The sequence below is a fragment of the Methylobacter sp. genome, from assembly GCF_036845245.1.
In the GTDB taxonomy this organism is placed as follows: domain Bacteria; phylum Pseudomonadota; class Gammaproteobacteria; order Methylococcales; family Methylomonadaceae; genus Methylobacter_A.
The window spans coordinates 43,830-64,429 of record NZ_DAIUEH010000017.1; the positions used below are offsets into that span (position 1 = coordinate 43,830).

A 20,600-nucleotide genomic window follows, 5' to 3' on the forward strand; every position below is an offset into this window, starting at 1 on the left:
CTACATCACTTTGGCATAAGCGCGGCGCAACATTTCCATTTCCGCGGGTGGCCTGCCGCGCAGTTCCGGCAAGGTTCTCATCCGGCAATCCCGGCTTTGCATCAGTTTGTGCGGTGGATCAAGTAACATGAAGCGCGCCATGTGGACGGTGATGATGCCGCCGGGCGCGTCGATTTGTTCGCTAAATTCCGGCTCGACGCGCAACAGGTCGTTGTCCAATTGGAAAAGCTGATTGATGTTGTTGAGCAGCATTGCCGGATGAGTACTGACTTTTTCGCTGATGAATTCTTCAGGTTCCAGTGCACTGGACAAAGCCGGCAGCGGCTCCGGAAAGCAGATGCTGCCGTTGCTGTGCTGGGCGAACAGAATCAACGCGCTGATATCGCCTTTGTAGTAAAGCAATAGACGATGGTTGTTGAATATATTGGACTGGGTCATTAGACAAGTACGGTAGCCAATAGCTCTTCGACATCCACATCAATGATTTCCAAACCTATTTTTTTACAATAGCGTATTTCTTTATCGGTTGGGTTTTTGTTTAAAACCCAACCTTTTTTCTCTGCCGCGCCATAAACGATGTCGCTCATTACCATGCGCTCAGAATCCCTGTTCAGCGGCACGCCTATAAACAGGTATTGTTTGCCCTTGCGGTACTCTTTAAGGAAGTCGGGAATAGCAAAACCTCCCATTAACTCGGTGATGTAATCGACATAATCGGCATCTGAAGCGATGTAGTTGGCTTCCGGCCTGGGCGTACCCAAAGGTTTGAATAAAACAGGCAGTCTGCGGTCAACTTGCTCTTGCGGGATTTCAAAATAATCAGTGCCGTCGTAGTGATATATTTTGAAGCGGAACTGGCTGGCGGTGATTCTTGCGACACCGACAATCAGCGTATGCTCTTCATCGGAATAGGTGTCTTGCAATTGGGTATCCCTATTTATGTCAACAACATAAGCAGGCCGCCACTCCGCCAACCAATCGTGTACAGCTGCACGCGTATACTCGGTTTCGCCATAAAGCTTGGTCAAAAACTGCCCCAAAAAGTTCCGGCCTCTTTTTAGTTCCTGATTCATCGCCGCTCTGGGAAACTCATACATCAACTTAGGTGCCATCGGGTTGCCGTTATTCATAGCTAAAATCAGGCTATGGCTATCGGCAGGCATCGGTGCTCCGGTTAATTTATTGGTTGCATCAAAAACCGCTCCCGGCCCCAGATAAGGTACAACTTTGTTTTCGTACAATCCATCAAGTATTTCAGAAAAATCAGTAGAAGACATTGCAAACTCCATTATTAAGTATGTGTATATTTTTTACTTAAGCAATATTCAATCCAGTTTCTTACGGTTTGTTGATAAACGATATAACTAGCTGATTAAAATAAAGTTAGCTAACTTGATTTACCGGTAAATGCTGATGACGTTTTGTCCTGTTTATGACAATCCTTCTGTCGCTTGACTTATATACAAACACAAAACCTTCACTACATTGACCTCTCTATATTTAGATAGTGCAACTTTAAAGTGGGCACGATTAAGTCCAAAACCTGAATTAGACTCCACCCAATGACATCGCACCTTACTTCGGCATATTAGACAGTGTAGTAAACACGACGCCGAGCGTCGCAAACTGCATTCCCACGCCGGAGCGTCACTGCCATTAAGTTAAGAAAAAAGCTCCCTCTCGGCAATTGCTCCTGTATTGCTCTACTTACCTACATCCCTGTAGGCATCCTGCTGGAGAGGGTTAAGGTGAGGAGAATAAAAAAGGCAAAAGCTTTATTTGATCCCCTCATCCTAACCTTCTCCCTGAGGGAGAAGGGACAGTCCATCCTTAACCTAATGGCAGTGCGTCGGAGCGTGGGAACGATAAAACGTTGTGTTCTTCGTATCTTCCTAGTGAAGCCATCCAGCGCACTTGCACAGTACATACAACTATCCTCTGAAACAAAGATAGTATTAAAAAACCGCACTGTTACTAAGCTTACAGAACATAACAAAATGTTTGAAATACAACGTTCTTCACTCTTTGATTGAATAGCAATAATCATTGTAATTCAATAAGATAAGTACGATTAAAGCACTTGGCACACCCCTTGCTTTAGTCTTAATGTCATTAACAACAACGTCCTAAAAAGAGGAGAAGACCATGGCTAGATTACGTCAATGTGCAATATACGGTAAAGGTGGAATCGGTAAGTCTACTACAACTCAAAACCTGGTTTCTGCATTAGCAGAATTAGGCAACAAAGTGATGATTGTCGGCTGCGATCCCAAAGCTGACTCTACTCGTTTAATCCTTCATGCGAAAGCCCAAACTACTATTATGAGTTTGGCTGCCGAAGCAGGTAGTGTTGAAGATTTAGAATTAGAAGATGTATTGAAAGCGGGTTACCGCGGTATCAAATGTGTTGAATCAGGCGGTCCAGAGCCCGGTGTTGGTTGTGCGGGTCGCGGTGTTATTACAGCGATTAACTTCTTAGAAGAAGAAGGTGCTTATGACGATGAACTTGACTTCGTTTTTTATGATGTACTTGGGGATGTTGTGTGTGGTGGTTTTGCCATGCCAATCCGTGAAAACAAGGCGCAAGAAATTTACATCGTTTGCTCGGGCGAAATGATGGCGATGTATGCGGCTAACAACATTGCTAAAGGTATTGTGAAATACGCTAACTCAGGCAGTGTACGTTTGGCTGGTTTAATTTGTAACTCACGTGAAACTGCACGTGAAGATGAATTGATCTCGGCTTTGGCTGCAAAAATCGGCACGACAATGATTCACTTTGTACCACGTGACAACGTTGTACAACGCGCTGAAATTCGTCGTATGACTGTTATCGAATACGAACCAACAGCAAAACAAGCTGATGAATACCGTCAGTTGGCTACCAAAATTCGTGATAACACAAACTTCGTTATCCCTACTCCAATCACTATGGATGAGTTGGAAGAATTGATGATGGAATTCGGCATTATCGATCAAGAAGATGAATCTATTATCGGCGTAACTGCAGCAGCAGAAGCAACCGCTTAATAAATGAACAACCGTAGAGGTGCAAGTTATTGCATCTCTACGGATTTTAGTCCTAAAACCTGTCTGTTGGGAGATTACCCACGGCATAAGTAGGAGACACTCATGGCAGCTCTAACAAAAGAAGAGACCGAAGCGCTTATTCAAGAAGTGCTGGAAGTCTATCCCGAACAAGCAAGGAAAGATCGTGCTAAGCATTTAGCGGTCAACGATCAATCCGTGGAAAAATCGAACAAATGTATTACTTCAAACCGTAAATCCCAACCTGGCGTAATGACCATTCGTGGTTGTGCTTACGCAGGCTCCAAGGGTGTGGTTTGGGGCCCGATTAAAGATATGATTCATATCTCGCATGGCCCGGTCGGTTGCGGACAATATTCGCGCGCCGGTCGCCGTAACTATTATGTCGGCACCACCGGTATTAATACGTTCGGTACAATGAACTTTACTTCCGATTTCACTGAAAAAGACATCGTTTTCGGCGGCGATAAAAAGCTTGCCAAAATCATGAACGAAATCGAAGAATTGTTTCCATTAAACAAAGGTATCAGTATTCAATCTGAGTGCCCGATCGGTTTGATTGGGGATGATATTGAAGCGGTCGCCAAAAAAGCCAACAAAGAAATCGGCAAGCCTGTTGTGCCGGTTCGTTGCGAAGGCTTTCGCGGTGTTTCCCAATCACTGGGCCATCACATTGCTAACGATGCGATTCGCGATTGGGTATTGGAAAACCGTGACGGCGATGAAAGCTTTGCCACTACGCCTTATGATGTCGCTGTTATCGGTGACTACAACATCGGCGGCGATGCATGGGCTTCGCGTACTTTACTGGAAGAAATGGGCTTGCGTGTAGTGGCTCAATGGTCCGGTGACGGTACGATTGCTGAAATGGAAAAAACGCCTAAGGTAAAACTGAATTTGATCCATTGCTATCGTTCAATGAACTACATTGCACGGCACATGGAAGAAAAATACAAAATCCCCTGGATTGAGTACAACTTCTTCGGTCCTACCAAAATTGCCGAATCATTACGCAAAATTGCTGCGTTATTTGACGAAACGATTCAAGCAGGCGCTGAAAAAGTTATCGCTAAATATCAGGCTGAATACGATGCGGTTATCGCCAAATACAAACCACGTCTGCAAGGCAAACGCGTGATGCTCTATGTCGGAGGCTTACGCCCACGTCATGTTATCGGTGCGTATGAAGATTTGGGCATGGAAGTGGTCGGTACCGGTTACGAATTCGGTCATAACGATGACTACGATCGTACTATCAAAGAAATGGGTAACGCTACGCTGATCTATGATGACGTAACAGGTTATGAGTTTGAAGAATTCGTTAAACGAGTTCAACCTGACTTGATCGGTTCCGGTATCAAAGAAAAGTACATTTTCCAAAAAATGGGTATCCCTTTCCGCCAAATGCACTCCTGGGATTATTCCGGCCCTTATCATGGCTATGACGGCTTTGCCATCTTTGCCCGCGATATGGACATGACACTGAATAACCCTTGCTGGAAGCAAGTGAAAGTGCCCTGGAAAACAGCTGAAAGTTCAAACATAGCGATCGCTGCAAGCGCTTAATTTTGTGTAGGAGCGGGCTTCCCCCCTTTCCCGCTCCTACTCCTTCAACCGTCGTCCACAGATTAGTGGCGCGTAGGAGATTATCATGAGTCAAGAAGTCGAAAACATACAACCGAGTTATCCTTTATTCCGTAACGATGAATATAAGGAAAGTCTGGCAAATAAACGTGAAGCTTACGAAGAGCGTCACCCTCAGGAAACAATTGATGAAGTCTTTCAGTGGACTACTACTAAAGAATATCAAGAACTCAACTTTAACCGTGAAGCATTAACAGTAAACCCTGCTAAAGCTTGTCAGCCTTTAGGCGCTGTATTGTGCGCATTAGGCTTTGAAAAAACCATGCCTTATGTTCATGGTTCGCAAGGTTGTGTCGCTTATTTCCGTACCTATTTCAACCGTCATTTTAAAGAGCCTGTTGCCTGCGTTTCTGACTCCATGACTGAAGATGCGGCGGTTTTCGGCGGACAAAAAAATATGATGGCCGGCTTGGAAAATGCCAAGGCTTTGTACAAACCTGACATCATTGCAGTCTCAACAACGTGTATGGCTGAAGTTATCGGTGACGACTTAAATGCGTTCATCAATAACGCTAAAAAAGCCGGACATGTCGAACAGGATTATCCAACACCTTTCGCTCATACTCCAAGCTTTGTCGGTAGTCATACCACCGGCTGGGATAACATGTTCGAAGGCATGATCAAGTATTTTACCTTGAACCATATGGACGATAAGAAAGTCGGTTCAAATGGCAAGATCAACCTGGTTCCGGGCTTTGAAACTTATCTGGGTAACTTCCGCGTCATGCACCGCATGATGAAGGAAATGGGCGTTGATTACTCATTAATGAGCGATCCTTCCGAAGTATTGGATACACCTGCTGACGGTACTTTCCGTATGTATGCCGGCGGTACTACCCAAGCTGAACTTAAAGACGCGCCTAATGCGATTGATACCTTATTGTTGCAACCTTGGCAGTTGGAAAAAACTAAAAAGTTCGTACAAAACATTTGGCATCAACCAGCTACAGCCATCAATATTCCGATGGGTCTGGAATGGACCGATGAATTCCTGATGAAAATCTCCGAACTGACCGGCAAACCGATTCCTGCTTCTCTGGAACTTGAGCGCGGTCGCCTAGTCGACATGATGACTGACTCGCATACCTGGATGCACGGCAAAAAGTTCTCCTTGTACGGCGATGCGGATTTCGTGATGGGCATGACCAAATTCCTGCTGGAAATGGGTGCTGAACCGACCGATGTATTGTGCAACCATGCCAACAAACGTTGGAAAAAAGCCATGGATAAAATGTGCCAGGATTCGCCTTATGGACAAAAAACAGAAGTTCATATCGGCAAAGATTTATGGCATTTCCGTTCATTGGTATTTACCAACAAACCGGATTTCATGATCGGCAATTCTTACGGCAAATTCATTCAACGTGATACTTTCTATAAAGGCGAAGAGTTTGAAGTTCCATTAATCCGCATTGGCTTCCCTATCTTTGATAGACACCACCTGCACAGAATGACAACTCTGGGTTATGAAGGCGCTATTTATATGCTGACAACCCTGGTTAATGCCGTACTGGAACAGTTGGATAAAGAAACCAAAGGTATGGGTACAACTGACTATAACTACGATTTGATTCGTTAAGTCAGAAAATTTCACCACGAAAGCACACGAAGGGCGCGAAGGCATTAGTTTGATTCTTCGTGAACTTCGTGTTTCACCAAAGCGGGATGGGGTTTGTAACCACGTCCCAACGTTTTTTGCGATGTTTGAGCAAAATAACCACGCTTAAACCAACACGAAACGTTTCGAACGGGGCAACATGCCCCGTCCGGCCGTGGGTGCATAAAGCACATGAAGATTTTTACTTTTTGTTCTTCGTGAACTTCGTGTCTTCGTGGTGAATCAATCAATGTACTTAAATAAATAGGTATAAAGGCGACCGCAATCGCCTAACACCATTAAATGCGTGTAAACGGAGAACTCAATGCCTAGTGTCATGTTGAAAAAAAATGCAGAGGGCAAATTAGTCTTCTACGTACCCAAAAAAGATTTGGAAGAAGTGGCGGAATCTGTTGAATTCGATAGCCCCGATAAATGGGGCGGCGAAGTTCTGCTCAGCGACGGTTCACGGTATTATTTTGAGCCCATTGATGAACAACCGGATTTTCCCGTTACCTTGCGCGCAAAACGTTTAGATTAGGAGAGTAATCATGGCCTTATATATTGTTGAAGCGGATTGCATTTCATGCGGCGACTGCGAACCAGTATGCCCTACCATGTCAATCACAGAAGGTTCTATTGTCTTTAAAATCGACAAAAAAACCTGCACCGAATGCGAAGGTGACTTTGACGTGCCCCAATGCGTTAAAGTATGCCCTATCGATAACTGCATTTTGCCTTTAGAGGCATAAGCAGATGAACAGCCAGGCTACACTCTCACGAGAACTGGCTTTACGTATCGGGCTGGCAGCTCGTGCTTTGCCCGATACTGACGCCAAACGCTTGCTTTCAGTATTAACTGATTGCATCGGCCTTCCCATCACCGAAGAAAAAATTGTCGGCATTAGCCTGAACAGCCTTAAGACTGCGAAAGCAGGTGAATTTTTAGATATTGACGAACCTTTATTGATCCATGCTTTAAGCATTCTGAAATCCGGCCTGGATACTCAGTCAGCCGTGCAAAGACAAGAAGCTTATAAGGATGGCGACATGCCCGGTTCCGTCCGTATCGCCTGTGCCAGTAATGACGGCATTAACGTTGACGGCCATTTCGGTTCTTGCAGCCAATTTATGATTTACCAGGTTTCAGCCGACCAAGCCCGGCTAATTGAAACTCGCAACCCTGAAATACCTCATGGCCTTGAAGTGGATGATAAAAACGTCTTCAGGGCCGAACTGATTCAGGATTGCCAGGTACTTTATATCGCTTCGGTAGGCGGCCCTGCAGCAGCAAAAATTGTTAAACTGGGCATTCATCCGATGAAGCTACCCGGCGTTGAAACCATTGCCGACATCATCGACCAGCTACAAACCGTTATTGCCGGAACACCGCCGCCCTGGCTGGCTAAAGTCATGGGTATTGATGCAAGCGATCGGTTTAGATTTGAAAGGGAAGCAACGGGATGATTACTACAAACCAAGTCACTGCAATAGCCGCAGAAATCGAAGCGTCGGGTGTCGATGAATCTACGGTTTCAGCGCTAAGACAGCAATACCAATCCATCCATTTTACTTACTGTATGGATGACGATCTGCCAAATAGTAAGCCGGTCATCGAGCATAAAGACTTTAATCTTTATTTAATTGATAGCCGGGAACATTGCCTATGCCTGACCAATGACTATGATGTTGCAACAGGCATCGTTGTTGCCGAGATTATTCCTGAATAACCGGGGACTTACAGCATGTCCGATCGTGAAAGCCCTGTCAGCGTTCCTTTTGCCGATTGCAGCTTATGTCCTTTTCGCGGCAAAACCCTGCTAATGGGGCGTTGTATGCCCGGCGATACCTGCGTATTCGTGGAAAGCGGCCGACAGATCGACCGCTTTTTTCGCGTTAACCCCGGTTATGCCGAGCACTATCTACACGACAAGTTTTGGGAAAGACGTGCTATTGCCGTCCGTTATGCGCCGCAGAAAGCACTCGCTGACCTGATTCATGATGAAGATGAAGTGGTTAGGCGGGCTGTCGCGTATCGGATACCCGTGTCTCAACTATCCCTGTTAATAGATGACCCAGATAGAGAAGTACGCATGACGGTAGCGGATCGCCTTGCTCCTGAAGATCTGGAAAAGATGGCTGACGATAAAGACTATATCGTCAGGCTGACGATAGCCAAAAGACTGCCGGAAGGACGCCTGTTTCGTTTTATTCGCGATGACGATCTGCAAGTACGGAAAACCGTTGCAGAACGTTTGCCCGAAGTCAGCCTGGGTTTGATGGTTCATGATAATGCACCTGAAGTCAGGCGCATTATTGCCGAGCGGATGAACCCTGATGATGTGGTTATCATGTTGAATGATTCCGACTGGGTAGTGCGTTATACCGCGGCCCAGCGCGTTGCTCCCGAAGCATTGACCAGTCTGCTTGATGATCCGGAGCCTGATGTCCGGGCGGCGGCGCAAGAAAGATTAACCAGCATTGCCCATGCAACACATGGGAATGAGAAATAGGAAAAGTGTATGGCTGATCAACCTTTTAAACTTGATGGGCAGCAGCTTGCGAAAATTTGTAAGCATACCCTGCCCGGCCAGGATGATGAATTATTACTTTCCCAGCTTCAATCATTAAACCCTGGCTATCCGATTCGATTAGCCAGGACAGGTGCAGAATGGTATCGCTTGGGCGGTATTGTCGATATGGACGGCAACCGTATCGCCAACGACTTGATTGAATGGACCGAAAGAACCTATATCGAATGCGGCAAAAACCTGCAAACCCTGATTGATCACGCACGTGAACAAAAGCTGATTGCCACGCGACAAACCGGCAATACGCTGTATTTTGTTATTCAAACCGGCAGTAAAGCAGAACAATTCGTACAGATCGACATTGATAAAACGCATGAGATGTCGGATCGGCTACTTGTTAATGATCATAATCCGCCGGAAGACTTAGAAGAATTTATTGATCCACTGGACCCGGAATGCACAGAAACATTCTGTATTGGAACGTCACGTTATTCTTATCGACGTAAAACTGACGTGTCGATTTTCATGGATGAAATCAATAAATACCATATCACAGAACATCCGGTACAACGTTTTATGGATGACTGGAACCGGAGTAGCGCCCAGCAAAAAGCCGCGCTTTCCGATGACTGGATTGTCCGGCCTTTCAGGCATACCGGACGCTTTGGCGAACAAATAATCAACGTTGAAGTTATTAATACTCAACAAAAAAACGTGCCGCAACTGGAGGATATTAGCGGCAAAAAAGGCACTTCGCTGCATAACCTGTTAACCCGTTTCGATCGCCAGGCGGGTTATCCGTTTGCCTGGTTCTTTTATATGGTTAAAGGCAAACTGGTCTCTCCGCAAAGCGGCATAGCTGTTTTTAAGGATATTAGCGGAGATTTTTCTTATTTACCCGAACGCGATGTCGCGGTACTTAAAGACTGGATTAACACGCCTTACAACGTGTAACCAGCACTGGCTTTTTCATCAACTGCGTTGTAATGCAGTAATTTTCACAATAGGAGTAAACACAATGTCAATTGCACAAATAAAAGCATTCTCTGAACAGGCTAAAACAGATCTTGAATTAAAAGAAAAACTGTTGGCCGTTCAAAAAATCAGAGAGCTGATCGCATTGGGCAAAGAATATAATTTCGAACTGGATGAAGTGGAACTTTATCCCCCCAATGAACCGCAATTTGTCGAAGAACAACTTTCTGAAAGAATGGCTAAGGCTCTGTTGAGAGTTTAAGTCCAGTAAGTTAACCATGAGATAAGAGTCCCAATAATCGGCATGCCGAATTGTTGGGACTCTTACATTATGTCCCCTCGCCCTTCAAATCTCATCCTTCCGATGTCTACATCGACGTAAGTAGTAGACCTCTACATCTATCTATAAAACACCCAACATACGAGAATGGCAGATTTGTTGCCAGGACGAATGCTGTTGCAGGATCGTCAATGCCGACTCCAACAACGCCAGGCCCGACTCAGTCCGATGCCAGGTCGATGCACCTGACGGATGGGGCAGCGGGATTGCTTCGGTGCGATGACCATGAAAGGTAACGGGGTGCAGTTTTCCGATCACATCATTCAGTTTATTGACCGGCATTAATTGACTGATCGCCAGTTTACCGACCGGCAGGATTAGCGCCGGCTTGAGCAATTCGATTTCCGCTTGCAGCCAGCCGGCGCAATTACCGATTTCAGCCGGGCTCGGCACACGGTCGCCGCCCTTGGGATTTTTGCCCGGAAAACAGCGGCACACCGCGGCCATATAAACACGCTGCCGAAAAGTCTCTTCATCAAGCCCAATGCGCTCGAACCATTTGAACATCGTTTTACCTGCGGTCCAGGCAAACGGTTTACCGAAACCTCCTTCCTTATCGCCGGGCGCTTGGCCGATCAGCAAAATAGGCGATAGTACTGGGCTTCCACTCACAACCGGGCCAATCATTTCGGGGCATTTGCTGCAACTTGCTAACGCAGCGCGGTGGGCGCGCATCAGTTGTTCAGATATAGGCATCAGCTTAAGCGTCTTTAAAGATCAATTTCGATGCCGACCGGACAATGGTCCGACCCCATAATCTCAGGCAGAATAAAAGCCTGCTTGACTTTATCGACCAGCGGTTGACTGGTCAACACGTAATCGATACGCCACCCAATGTTTTTTACCCTGGCTCCTGCGCGAAAACTCCACCAACTGTAGGCGACAGTATCCGGATAGAAATGCCGGAAAGTATCGACCAGACCGGCGTCGAGAAAACGGCTGAAACCGTCTATTTCAACTTGCGTATAGCCGGACGATTTATTGTAATTCGGCTTCGGACGGGCGATATCGATTTCCCTGTGCGCAACATTAAAATCGCCGCAGGCAATCAGCGGTTTCTTGCTTTGCAGTTGCTGACAATAAGCCAGAAACTCAAGATCCCACGTTTGCCGGTAATCCAGCCGGGCCAATGCCTCGCCGGAATTCGGCACATACACATCAAGCAAATAGAAATTTTCGAATTCGGCGACAATCACGCGGCCTTCCAAATCGTGCTCGGCAATACCAATATCACAGATAATTTGCAGCGGCTCTTTCTTGGACAAAATCGTAACGCCGGAATAGCCCTTGCGTTCGGCGCAATTGGAATAAATATGGTAGTTGTCGATGCCTTCCAGCGCCTTGTCAATTTGATCGACCTGCGCTTTGGTTTCCTGTAGCAGAATAAAATCGGCATCAAGCTGCAAGAGCGTTTCGGCAAAGCCTTTGCTTTGTACTGCGCGAATGCCGTTGACATTCCAGGAAATTATTTTCATGCGATTATTCCTTCTGATAGGTTGGAGTTGAGGCTTTCAATAAGAATGTCCTGAGCCTCGGGTAAACGGGATTCACATTAAAGGCTCGTTGCTAAACCGGTTCAGTCAAATACCCGCTAAAATACACTATCTGGGCGGTAAGAATCAAAGTTCCTGTGCATGCGTCAGGATTGACCGATATAACAATATCTTCATGTTCATCTTCAAGTTGCTGCCACCACATTGGCACCTTCAGTGTTATCGGTTGCAATGCGTATGATGGCCATTTCTGTATGGCTCTTAAGCTCAGCTAACGCAAGAGGCTTTCATGAAGTTTTCAATATTGGCTTCCCAGGCGCTGATCCAGCCGGGAATTTCCTCGGCAGGCATGGGTCTCGCGATGAAATAACCTTGGGCCAAATCACAGCTCGTGTTGCGCAGGAAATTCCAGTCTGCCTGATTTTCCACACCTTCGGCCACCGTTTTCATGCCCATTTGCTGTGCCAGACTCAGGCTGGCACAGCAAATGGCGCGTAGCGTATCGTTGTCGGCCGCACCATGCACAAACCCTTGATCCACTTTAAGTTCGTCGAACGGAATATCCCGTAACTGGGATAGCGAAGAATGGCCGGTGCCAAAATCGTCAATCGACAGGCGAAAGCGCTTCAAACACAGACGGGTCAGAATTTCCAACGGCGCGGATAAGCTCTTCATCAGCTGGCTTTCCGTCACTTCCAGCACGATGCTTTCCGGGGCAATGCCCGTAGCCGAAGCCATCGCTATCACATAATCCGCAAACTCCAAGGTTGCGAGATTATCCATCGAAATATTAAGCGCCACATGCAAGTGCAAACCGCTATCCTGCCAGATTTTGGCCTGAGCAAACGCTTCACTGACGACAGTCCGCGTCAGCTCATCAATTAATCCATACTTTTCCGCCACGCTAATAAACTGGTCGGGAAACACGATGCCGTCTTGTGGATGACGCCAGCGCACCAGCGATTCGACCCCCACCATCTTGCCGCTCGCCAGCTCCACTTTGGGCTGGTAGTAATTGATCAGCTCGCCATTGATAATAGCCGCACGCACCTCGTCGGCATTGTATGTTTTCTTCTCCGCTCGAGGCTCACTCTGACAGGGCGGCCCCCATTTCTTCAGCAGAGCGAATAAATCCTCCGGCTTAACGGGTTTACGCAAATAGCCGAGAATCGAGATTTTGTGCTCCAATACCAGTTTCTCGACAATCTGCAACATGCGTTCATCCTCACCGCTGATCAGGATAAGGCTGCCGGTATAGAGCCGTTCTACCAAGTGCCGCACAAACTCCACCCCGTCCATCTCCGGCATGTTGAGGTCCAGTAAAATGATATCCGGCGAATTATCCGGCCGATCAATCCACTCCAGTGCGTCGAATCCGCTGTCGCAGGTCGTCACTTGGCTAAATCCAAGATTAGCCAGCATGCGGCCAAGCAGCTTGAGCATGAAGGTCTCATCATCGAGCGCCAAAATCTTGATTATAGATTTTTCAATCATGGTTTTCCTCTTGCTTTTATTTCGTCCCGGATATTATTTACGGGCTTAATGTATCCAAATAGTCGTCCACGACGGCTATTTCTATCTCAAAATGGGGTAGAAGTTCGTCCAATACCTCGACCTGATTCGTTCTGCCCGCCTGTTCTATTTCTGCACACAACTCGCCGAGCGCCAACGCACCCACCGAACTGGCCGAAGACTTAAGTTTATGCGCAAGCGCGCTCACCTCTGCCGCTTGCCCGGCTGCATAGGCTATCTTCAACTCCGTTGAAATCTGTGTTGCGCTGATACGGAAATCATGCAGAAACTCATCAATCACCGCCGGGTCGTCGCCAACCATCTCCTTGAGCACATTCACATCCACCGGCTTAACCGCCATGGTTTGCATGGGCGAGATAGCGCATGAATACGAACCTGACTCGGCAGCGGCCGGCAGCCATTTTTCCAACATAGCCTTCAACTGAGCCAGTTGCACCGGCTTACTCAGATAATCGTCCATACCGACGACGCGACAGTACTCAGACTCACCTTTGAGCGCATTGGCGGTGAAAGCCACAATCGGAATACGCCGAAAATCCTTTTCTTCTGCACGAATGGCCGTTGTCAGTTCATAGCCATCCATTTCCGGCATGTGCAGGTCGGTCAGCAACAACGCATATTCACCGCTCTGCCAGCGTTCCAGCGCCTGACGACCATTATCAGTCACGTCCGCAGCAAAACCGAGCAGAGCGAGCTGACGCAGGATCACCTTCCGGTTGGTTTCGTTATCTTCGGCCACCAGGATCAACCGGTCCTGATGCAGAGCCACCTCTCTCGATGGCGGGCTAAACGCTTCTTCAGTTTTGCCTAACAAAGGCTCTGCCTTTTCCTCCTGTTCCCGCCCGATGGCAATCGACACAGCCTTAAACACAGTCGCTTGAATCAGCACATTACCATCCACCAACACCATGCCGATATCCTCCAGACGCGGCTTGCGGCGTTTCCCGCGCCCGATAACAACGAAACGTATGTCCTGTTCCGGCCGACGGCTGGAAATGGCGCGCAATTCATCCAGCGGTGACGGCGCAATATCGGCATCGATGATCCATACCCACGGACCTGACAAATCCACCCGGCTCAACTCCAGCGCTACCGCCAGATTCACTGCCCGTTCGACAAACGCGCCGCCGTGTCCGAGATACGCGGCAACATCGTCAGCCAGCCCCAACGAGTCGCCAATCACCAGGCACGAAAGCCTGGATACCGGAGCTTCTGCAGCATTAGCCTTGACCGACAGCGGCACGAACGGTAAGCGTACGCTGAAGGAGGAACCTTTACCGAGTTCGCTTTGCACCGCGATCTCACCGCCCATCAGTTTCACCAGATGAAAGGAGATAGCCAGCCCCAGTCCGGTACCGCCAAAGCGCCGGGTGGTGGAAGCTTCGGCCTGAACGAAAGGCATGAACAGTCCCGACAGCGTCTCTTTATCCATGCCGATACCGTTATCGGCTACGCGAAACTCCACTATAATCTGTTCCGGACTGCGTTCTACCAGTACAGCCCGCACCGAGACCCGGCCTAAACCTTCTTGTCCGCCGGAAAACTTGATCGCGTTGTTGACGAGGTTAACCAGCATCTGGCGCAGCCGCCCGGCATCCCCTTGCACTTCTGCGGGAATCGCCGGATCGGTGAACAGGGTGAGTTCCACTCGTTTTTTCTCGGCCAGATTGTCCAGCATCGCGCAAACTTTCTCGACCATGTCGGCTACCTGCATCGGCGCACTGTCGAGCTCCAGCTTGTTAGCCTCGATCTTCGAGAAATCGAGAATGTCCTCGATGATATCCAGCAGGGAATACGCCGATTCGCGGATCAGATCGACTATTTCTACCTGATAGCCCTTAAGACTGCTTTGGTGCAGCATGTCGACCATGCCGATCACACCGTTCATCGGTGTGCGAATCTCATGGCTCATCGTGGCGAGAAAAGTCGATTTAGCCCGATTAGCTTCCTCCGCCGCCCGCCGTGCCAATTCCAAATCGGTGGTACGTACCGCCACCTTGCTTTCCAGCTCTTCGTTGAGGCGTTTCACCGTCTCCTCTACCAATTTACGCTCGGTAATATCCTTGATCACGCCGTCGTAAGACAGCAGTTTCCCGGAGGCGTCTTTGAACAGAATGATCGTGTCATTAATCCATCGAGTCTCCCCGTTTTTTTGGATGATCCGATGTTCAATAGGTAAACCGTCATTCCCTGCCAGAATCTGGTGTACGCGATTCATGACCAGTGCGCGATCCTCCGGCACGACCATCTGAATCCAGAGATAGGGATTGGCGGCAAACTCTTCCGCGGTATACCCTGTCACCGTTACGCAGGCCGGACTTTGTATGGTTTCCACAACGCGACCGTTTTTGACGCGCACCGTATACTGGTAATCGGTGATTCCCTCGGTAATCCGCCGGTAACGTTCTTCGCTTTCCCGTAACGCTTCCTCCGCCTTCTTGTACTGGGTAATGTCGCGTATGATCGTCGATAAGTAGGCCAGCGCCCCATCCCGTTCTTTGTGCGCGATAATCAATTGCAGAACCGGAATCTCCCGGCCGTCAGGCCCAAACAGCGCCGTCTCTCCGTTCCAGATTCCATGTTCAATCGCGTAGGGAATCGCCTCGTTCCTGATCAACTGCGCCGCCCACAGCGGATGGGTATCAAAAAAATTTATCGTGGCCGCGTCGAATTCCGGCGCAAATCCCAACATCCGCTTGCCGGCCGGATTCAAATAAATCACGTTGCCGTCAATATCTCCGGTAGACATAAGATCGGAGGTGGCCTCTATGATCGCCACCAGTCGCGCCTGTTCTTGCTGGATACGTATGCGTTCCGCCATTTCCGCCGCAAGCTTGGCGGTTCTTTCCTCGACCAACTGCTCCAGATGCTCGTGCAGCTGGGCGCGCTCCAAAGCCACCGCTACCTGATTGCCGATGCCGAACAATATTTTCAGTATCTTTTCATCAAACAGACCGTCGCCATATCCGGCCAGATTCATGACACCCAGCGCGTAATGGCCGCTACTCCACAGGGGAATACTGGCATGGCGGCGCAAACCATCCGTTTTACTCAGCGTTTTGGTGAAGTGCTCGCACTCGATGATATTGACGGCATTGTCCAGTTCGCCGGTGAGCAGTTTGCGTTGGCACGCACAAAGGCTATCGAAGGCATCCGGCGGCTTGTTCAACACTGTCGGCAAGTTGCGCGCGGCGGCGAGCCGGAAACCGGATTCGCCGTCCCGCAGCCAGATCCAGCCGGCCTGTATTCCCGGCAACTTCATTGCCCGCTCCAGCACTGTTTCCGCTACCGCTCGTTCGCTGTCCGCTTGATTGAGTCCATCTGCAATGTAATACAGTCCGGTGAGCATCTCATTGCAGTCCATTAATTCCTTGTCCCGCTGTATTAATTCTCTATTGACCTGAACGGCCTGCTCGTATGTCGAAATCAACAGATCCAGGATTTGCTGGCGCTCGGCGGTAATAAAATGTTTATGGCCGTTGAGATCGATTTCCACCCCCAGCTGCATCTTCTGGTTCTTGCGCAGTTCAAGGTTCATCAACAAATAATTGATGCGTGACACCAAGTAATCGCTGTCATAAGGCTTGCGAATGAAATTATCGGCTCCGCATTCCAATCCTCGGATCACGTCATGCGGATCGGCCAGTGAAGTGACCAAAATAATCGGAATATCCTTCAATTTTTCATCGGACTTGATCGCTTTACACAGTTCATAGCCATTCATCTCCGGCATCATAATGTCGCTAATGACCAAAGTCGGTTTTTCCGCAATGACTGCCTGTAGCGCTTGCTTACCGTCAGCGGCGACGATCACCTGATAGCCATGTTGCTCAAGCAGGAAACGCAGTTGCTCGGCTTGGGTACGGCTGTCCTCGGCGATAAGAATTCTGACGCTGTTGTTCTTATTCATTTCGAATTTCATCAGTTACTCTCCAATTTTACTTGGGTGGTTGGTCAGATTCGTCAGCACATCGGCGATTTTATCCGGCGGCAGCACGTACGATGCGGCGCTCAGCAAGATGGCCTCACCCGGCATACCGTGCACCAGGGAGCTTTCTTTGTCCTGGGCAACGGTAATCGCTCCTGTTGCCTTCATTAAACCAAGCTCTACAGCGCCATCCTTGCCCATGCCTGTGAGCAATATCCCGACTGCGCCCGCCCCGAAAGCTTCCGCGACCGAGCGGAACAGGCACGAGACCGACGGCAGATGTCCGTTCTCCGGGTTGCTGCCTTGCAGTGTGATATGCCCGTGGCTGTCTACTGTTGTCTGGAAACCGTGCGGCGCGATATAAGCATGGCCGGGCTGCATCAGCTCGCCGTCCGCCGCCACGCTGACAGGAAAGCCTGAAGATTCCGCAAGCCATTGCGCAAACCCTTCGGTGAAACCTTGTGCAATGTGCTGGACGATGATAATCGGCACATGAAAATTCTTCGGAAGTCTCGATAATAAAAGCTGCAATACCGGCGGCCCGCCGGTGGATGATCCGATTGCCACTAAATGTACTTCTCTGCGGACAGGTTCCGGCATAAGCGGCTTAATGCCATCTTCAGCCGCTATTCTCCGCTGTGGCCAGCGTTTGACGACCTTGACTTCCGACATCAGCTTGACGGTCTGGATCAATTCTCTTGCGGTTGCCGCATGATCCGGGTGGCCGATGCCCGCCGGTCTTTTTACGATCGCCAGCGCGCCCGCCTCCAATGCCCTGATGGTAGTCGCCATCTCCCTGACCGAAGAACTGCCGGTCACAATCACAACCGGCGTAGGAAAACGTTCCATAATGACCCGGGTTGCTGTGTAACCGTCCATTTTCGGCATATGAATATCCATAGTGATCACGTCGGGTTTGCTGTCCTGGACGGCCGTGAGCGCTTCTTCACCGTTATTGGCCGTGCCTATCACCTGGATTTCCTGATCCGAAGCAAACAGATAAACCAGAAACTCCCGTACAGAAACCGAGTCCTCGACCACCAATACCCTGATCGGCGGTCGCCTGTTTGCATTGTCGGACGCGCTATCGACCATCATACTCTCCGGCCTCTCGGGATTTCGTTCCGTATTCAAGTTTTTCCGCCATCTTGTTCCCTTTAAATGAGTCTGCGCAGTACTTCCAGCAAATTGCTCTGCTCGAAACTGCGTTTGACGATATAGGCATTGGCGCCGACATCGACGCCTCGTTCGCGGTCTTCGCGTGATTCCAGCGCCGTCACCAGTATCACCGGCAAATCGGCCAACTTTTTGTCGCTACGTATTTTCGCCGTCAGGTCGAAGCCGTTCATGCGCGGCATATCCACGTCGGACACCACGATGTCGAATTCGCCGCTACGCAGCTGGGTCAGGCCGTCAATGCCGTCGACCGCCGTCACCACCTTGTAGCCCGCAACTTCCAGAATGCCCTTAAGCAGGCTGCGTGCGGTGATCGAATCTTCCACCACCAGCACGGCTTGCTTAGGCGCTTTCGTTTCCGCTTTGGATTCAAGCGTTCTGCCGATTCCGGTGTGCGCCGTTTGCAAAGCGGACTTCAGCAGATCGCTAACATTCAGTATCGGCACCACCTTGCCCGATCCCAGAATGGTCGCGCCCGAGATGTTGCGTACCCGCGAGAGCTGCCGTCCCAGGCTTTTGACCAATACTTCCTGCTCGCCCAGAATTTCGTCCACAACAAATGCGATGCGCTTTTCACCGGCGGTCAGCACCAGCACTTGATGCAACAAGGTATCGCTTGCGTCCTGACCGGCTATGCCGAGCACATCGCCCAGCCATGCCAGCGACAACGTCTGATCGCCCAGCCGGATCGTTTCGCGGTTTTCCAAGGTCCGGATGTCGTCCCGGCGAATTCTCAGGCTACGTTCCACATGACTGCCCGGCAGTACGAACGTCTGCATCGCCACGCGCACGACGACGCCTCGATAAGTGGCGAGCGTGAGCGGCAACTCGATGCGAAACGTGGTGCCGACACCCTGTTGGGTTTCAACCGCGATGCCACCGCCCAGTCGTTCCACTTTTTCACGCACGATTGCGAGCCCGATGCCTCTGCCGGAAACTTCTGTAATGATCGGGCTGGTTGAAACGCCCGACTGGTAGATCAGTTCCACATCCGTATCGTCATCCGACCCGAACGCATCTTGTTGTTGCTGGATGCCTAGCCTGGCGGCTGCAGCCTTCACCTTGACAGTATCGATCCCGGCGCCGTCGTCCGAAACGTCAATTTCGACGCGGTTGCCGCTACGCGGAAAAATAACGATACTGATTTTTCCGCGTAGCGGTTTATCGCAGCTTGCCCGTTCATTCGGCAACTCGATGCCGTGATCGACGCAATTGCGTAACAGATGGATAAGCGGGTCCTTGATTTCCTCAAGTATCCTGCGGTCAGCCTCAATTTCGCCGCCCCGGATTTCCAGTTCGATATCTTTACCGCCATTCCTGGCTAGATCGCGCACCAATCTGGGAAAAACTTCCATCAGCGTCGAAAAAGGGAGCATCAAGGCTTTTTTCATATTGTCCAGCAGCTCGTCCACTATTTTCGTCACCATGCGCTGATCCTGATCGGCTGTCTTGCCCATCACGCCGAGCTGATAGCTTAGCGTCTTGATGAAGGCTGAGTTCTGCTCGACCAGTTCCAGCCATTGCGGCTGTTTTACCGGCGTACTGAAAAAGTCCGGATGCTGCGCTACTTTCTCTGACCAGTTCTTGCTCCACTCGGCCACCATGGCTTGCAGCGTTTGCAGCTCCTGGCGGCGTTGCTGCGCCAGTAGCTTCGCCGTCAACATTTCCTCGACCTGCAAAAAAATCGAATCGAGCTTTTCCGTGGAAATCCTGACTGTTCCAGCTACCGCCAAGCCTTCCTCCGGCAAAGCCCTGGCAGCTTTGCTCAGCACCGTGGATATCTGCGGTTCGGGCCGTGTTTCTGCTACAGCAGCGGCCCTCTCTTCTAAACCGTGCTTGATCTGCGGCTTAGGCTCGACCTGCGGTTCGGGCTCAAGCAACGTGCCCAGGCGATTGATTTCCTGGTGCAGGCGGTCGAATGATTCCGTTGTCAGCACAATGCGCTGATTTTTCATCTCGGCGAAAGTGCTTTCCAACGACTGGCAAGCCGCTTCAATTTGCGTCATATTCACCGACCGGGCCGCACCCTTTAGGCTATGCGCTTCGCGAAATATCGTCTCAATCAGTTCAGCCTGCCTGGTTTCATCAGGTATTCTCTCAAGCTCGCCAATTCCGGCGAACAGCGCATCGAGATGCTCTTGGGCCTCGATCCTGAAAGTCACCAGCAAGCGCTTCAGGAAATCGCTCTCTTTTTCAGACATCGGCATCCTCCATTAGCTGTTCCTTGGCCTCAAGCCTCATCCTATTGGCGCCGTCAACCCGCTTATCATTCATGCCCACAATCCCATTATGTTTTTCCCGCACCCGATTGAATGAATAGAACGTACTCATGGCT

At 49.5% G+C, this 20,600-nt stretch carries 19 protein-coding genes; 10 read left to right on the top strand and 9 right to left on the bottom strand.

What is annotated here, in order from left to right:
* Both V7051_RS09310 and V7051_RS09315 read right to left on the bottom strand, forming a co-directional pair.
* The gene (locus tag V7051_RS09310) at positions 1–438 is read right to left on the bottom strand and encodes a hypothetical protein (protein WP_333874683.1); all 438 of its coding nucleotides are present in this window, start codon (positions 436–438) and stop codon (positions 1–3) included.
* Positions 438–1,277, bottom strand: coding sequence for an SIR2 family protein (locus V7051_RS09315; protein WP_333874682.1), 840 nt, complete (start codon positions 1,275–1,277; stop codon positions 438–440). The genes V7051_RS09310 and V7051_RS09315 overlap by 1 nt, the downstream gene beginning before the upstream one ends.
* A gap of 868 nt (positions 1,278–2,145) precedes the next feature.
* On the opposite strand from V7051_RS09315, the gene nifH reads away from it, so the two are divergent.
* From nifH to V7051_RS09365, 10 genes are all read left to right on the top strand, one after another.
* Positions 2,146–3,030, top strand: coding sequence for a nitrogenase iron protein (gene nifH, locus V7051_RS09320; RefSeq protein WP_333874681.1), 885 nt, complete (start codon positions 2,146–2,148; stop codon positions 3,028–3,030).
* Positions 3,031–3,132: 102 nt separating this feature from the next.
* Positions 3,133–4,614, top strand: a complete 1,482-nt coding sequence (nifD, locus tag V7051_RS09325; RefSeq protein WP_333874680.1) for a nitrogenase molybdenum-iron protein alpha chain — start codon at positions 3,133–3,135, stop codon at positions 4,612–4,614.
* 85 nt (positions 4,615–4,699) lie between these two features.
* Entirely contained in the window at positions 4,700–6,271 is a 1,572-nt protein-coding gene (nifK, locus tag V7051_RS09330; protein ID WP_333874679.1) for a nitrogenase molybdenum-iron protein subunit beta, read from the top strand.
* A 343-nt stretch (positions 6,272–6,614) separates the two neighbouring features.
* On the top strand, positions 6,615–6,830 hold the full coding sequence (nifT, locus tag V7051_RS09335; RefSeq protein ID WP_333874678.1) for a putative nitrogen fixation protein NifT: 216 nt from the start codon (positions 6,615–6,617) through the stop codon (positions 6,828–6,830).
* 10 nt (positions 6,831–6,840) lie between these two features.
* Positions 6,841–7,041 carry a 4Fe-4S binding protein gene (locus tag V7051_RS09340; RefSeq protein WP_333874677.1) on the top strand — a complete coding sequence of 67 codons (201 nt, stop codon included), beginning with the start codon at positions 6,841–6,843 and terminating at the stop codon, positions 7,039–7,041.
* Positions 7,042–7,045: 4 nt separating this feature from the next.
* Positions 7,046–7,756 (top strand): nitrogen fixation protein NifX, encoded by a 711-nt coding sequence (nifX, locus tag V7051_RS09345; protein ID WP_333874676.1) that lies wholly within the window; start codon positions 7,046–7,048, stop codon positions 7,754–7,756.
* Positions 7,753–8,019, top strand: a complete 267-nt coding sequence (locus V7051_RS09350; protein ID WP_333874675.1) for a DUF6129 family protein — start codon at positions 7,753–7,755, stop codon at positions 8,017–8,019. Before nifX ends, V7051_RS09350 begins: the two co-directional genes overlap by 4 nt.
* 15 nt (positions 8,020–8,034) lie before the next feature.
* On the top strand, positions 8,035–8,802 hold the full coding sequence (locus V7051_RS09355; protein ID WP_333874674.1) for a 4Fe4S-binding leucine-rich repeat protein: 768 nt from the start codon (positions 8,035–8,037) through the stop codon (positions 8,800–8,802).
* Positions 8,803–8,811: 9 nt separating this feature from the next.
* Positions 8,812–9,774 (top strand): hypothetical protein, encoded by a 963-nt coding sequence (locus V7051_RS09360; RefSeq protein ID WP_333874673.1) that lies wholly within the window; start codon positions 8,812–8,814, stop codon positions 9,772–9,774.
* Positions 9,775–9,838: 64 nt separating this feature from the next.
* Entirely contained in the window at positions 9,839–10,057 is a 219-nt protein-coding gene (locus V7051_RS09365) for a Nif11-like leader peptide family natural product precursor (RefSeq protein WP_333874672.1), read from the top strand.
* Between the two features lie 141 nt (positions 10,058–10,198).
* On the opposite strand, the gene V7051_RS09370 is transcribed toward V7051_RS09365, so the two are convergent.
* From V7051_RS09370 to V7051_RS09400, 7 genes are all read right to left on the bottom strand, one after another.
* A complete protein-coding gene (locus tag V7051_RS09370) occupies positions 10,199–10,831 on the bottom strand; it encodes a uracil-DNA glycosylase family protein (RefSeq protein WP_333874671.1) in 633 nt (210 codons plus the stop codon).
* A 14-nt stretch (positions 10,832–10,845) separates the two neighbouring features.
* Positions 10,846–11,610, bottom strand: coding sequence for an exodeoxyribonuclease III (locus V7051_RS09375; RefSeq protein ID WP_333874670.1), 765 nt, complete (start codon positions 11,608–11,610; stop codon positions 10,846–10,848).
* A gap of 285 nt (positions 11,611–11,895) precedes the next feature.
* Positions 11,896–13,122, bottom strand: coding sequence for an EAL domain-containing response regulator (locus V7051_RS09380; protein ID WP_333874669.1), 1,227 nt, complete (start codon positions 13,120–13,122; stop codon positions 11,896–11,898).
* A 37-nt stretch (positions 13,123–13,159) separates the two neighbouring features.
* Positions 13,160–17,083, bottom strand: coding sequence for a response regulator (locus V7051_RS09385; protein ID WP_333874668.1), 3,924 nt, complete (start codon positions 17,081–17,083; stop codon positions 13,160–13,162).
* 3 nt (positions 17,084–17,086) lie between these two features.
* A complete protein-coding gene (cheB, locus tag V7051_RS09390; protein ID WP_334168737.1) occupies positions 17,087–18,223 on the bottom strand; it encodes a chemotaxis-specific protein-glutamate methyltransferase CheB in 1,137 nt (378 codons plus the stop codon).
* Between the two features lie 23 nt (positions 18,224–18,246).
* Positions 18,247–20,466, bottom strand: coding sequence for a hybrid sensor histidine kinase/response regulator (locus V7051_RS09395; RefSeq protein ID WP_333874666.1), 2,220 nt, complete (start codon positions 20,464–20,466; stop codon positions 18,247–18,249).
* Entirely contained in the window at positions 20,459–20,596 is a 138-nt protein-coding gene (locus V7051_RS09400; protein ID WP_333874665.1) for a hypothetical protein, read from the bottom strand. Before V7051_RS09400 ends, V7051_RS09395 begins: the two co-directional genes overlap by 8 nt.
* Between the last annotated feature and the right edge of the window lie 4 nt (positions 20,597–20,600).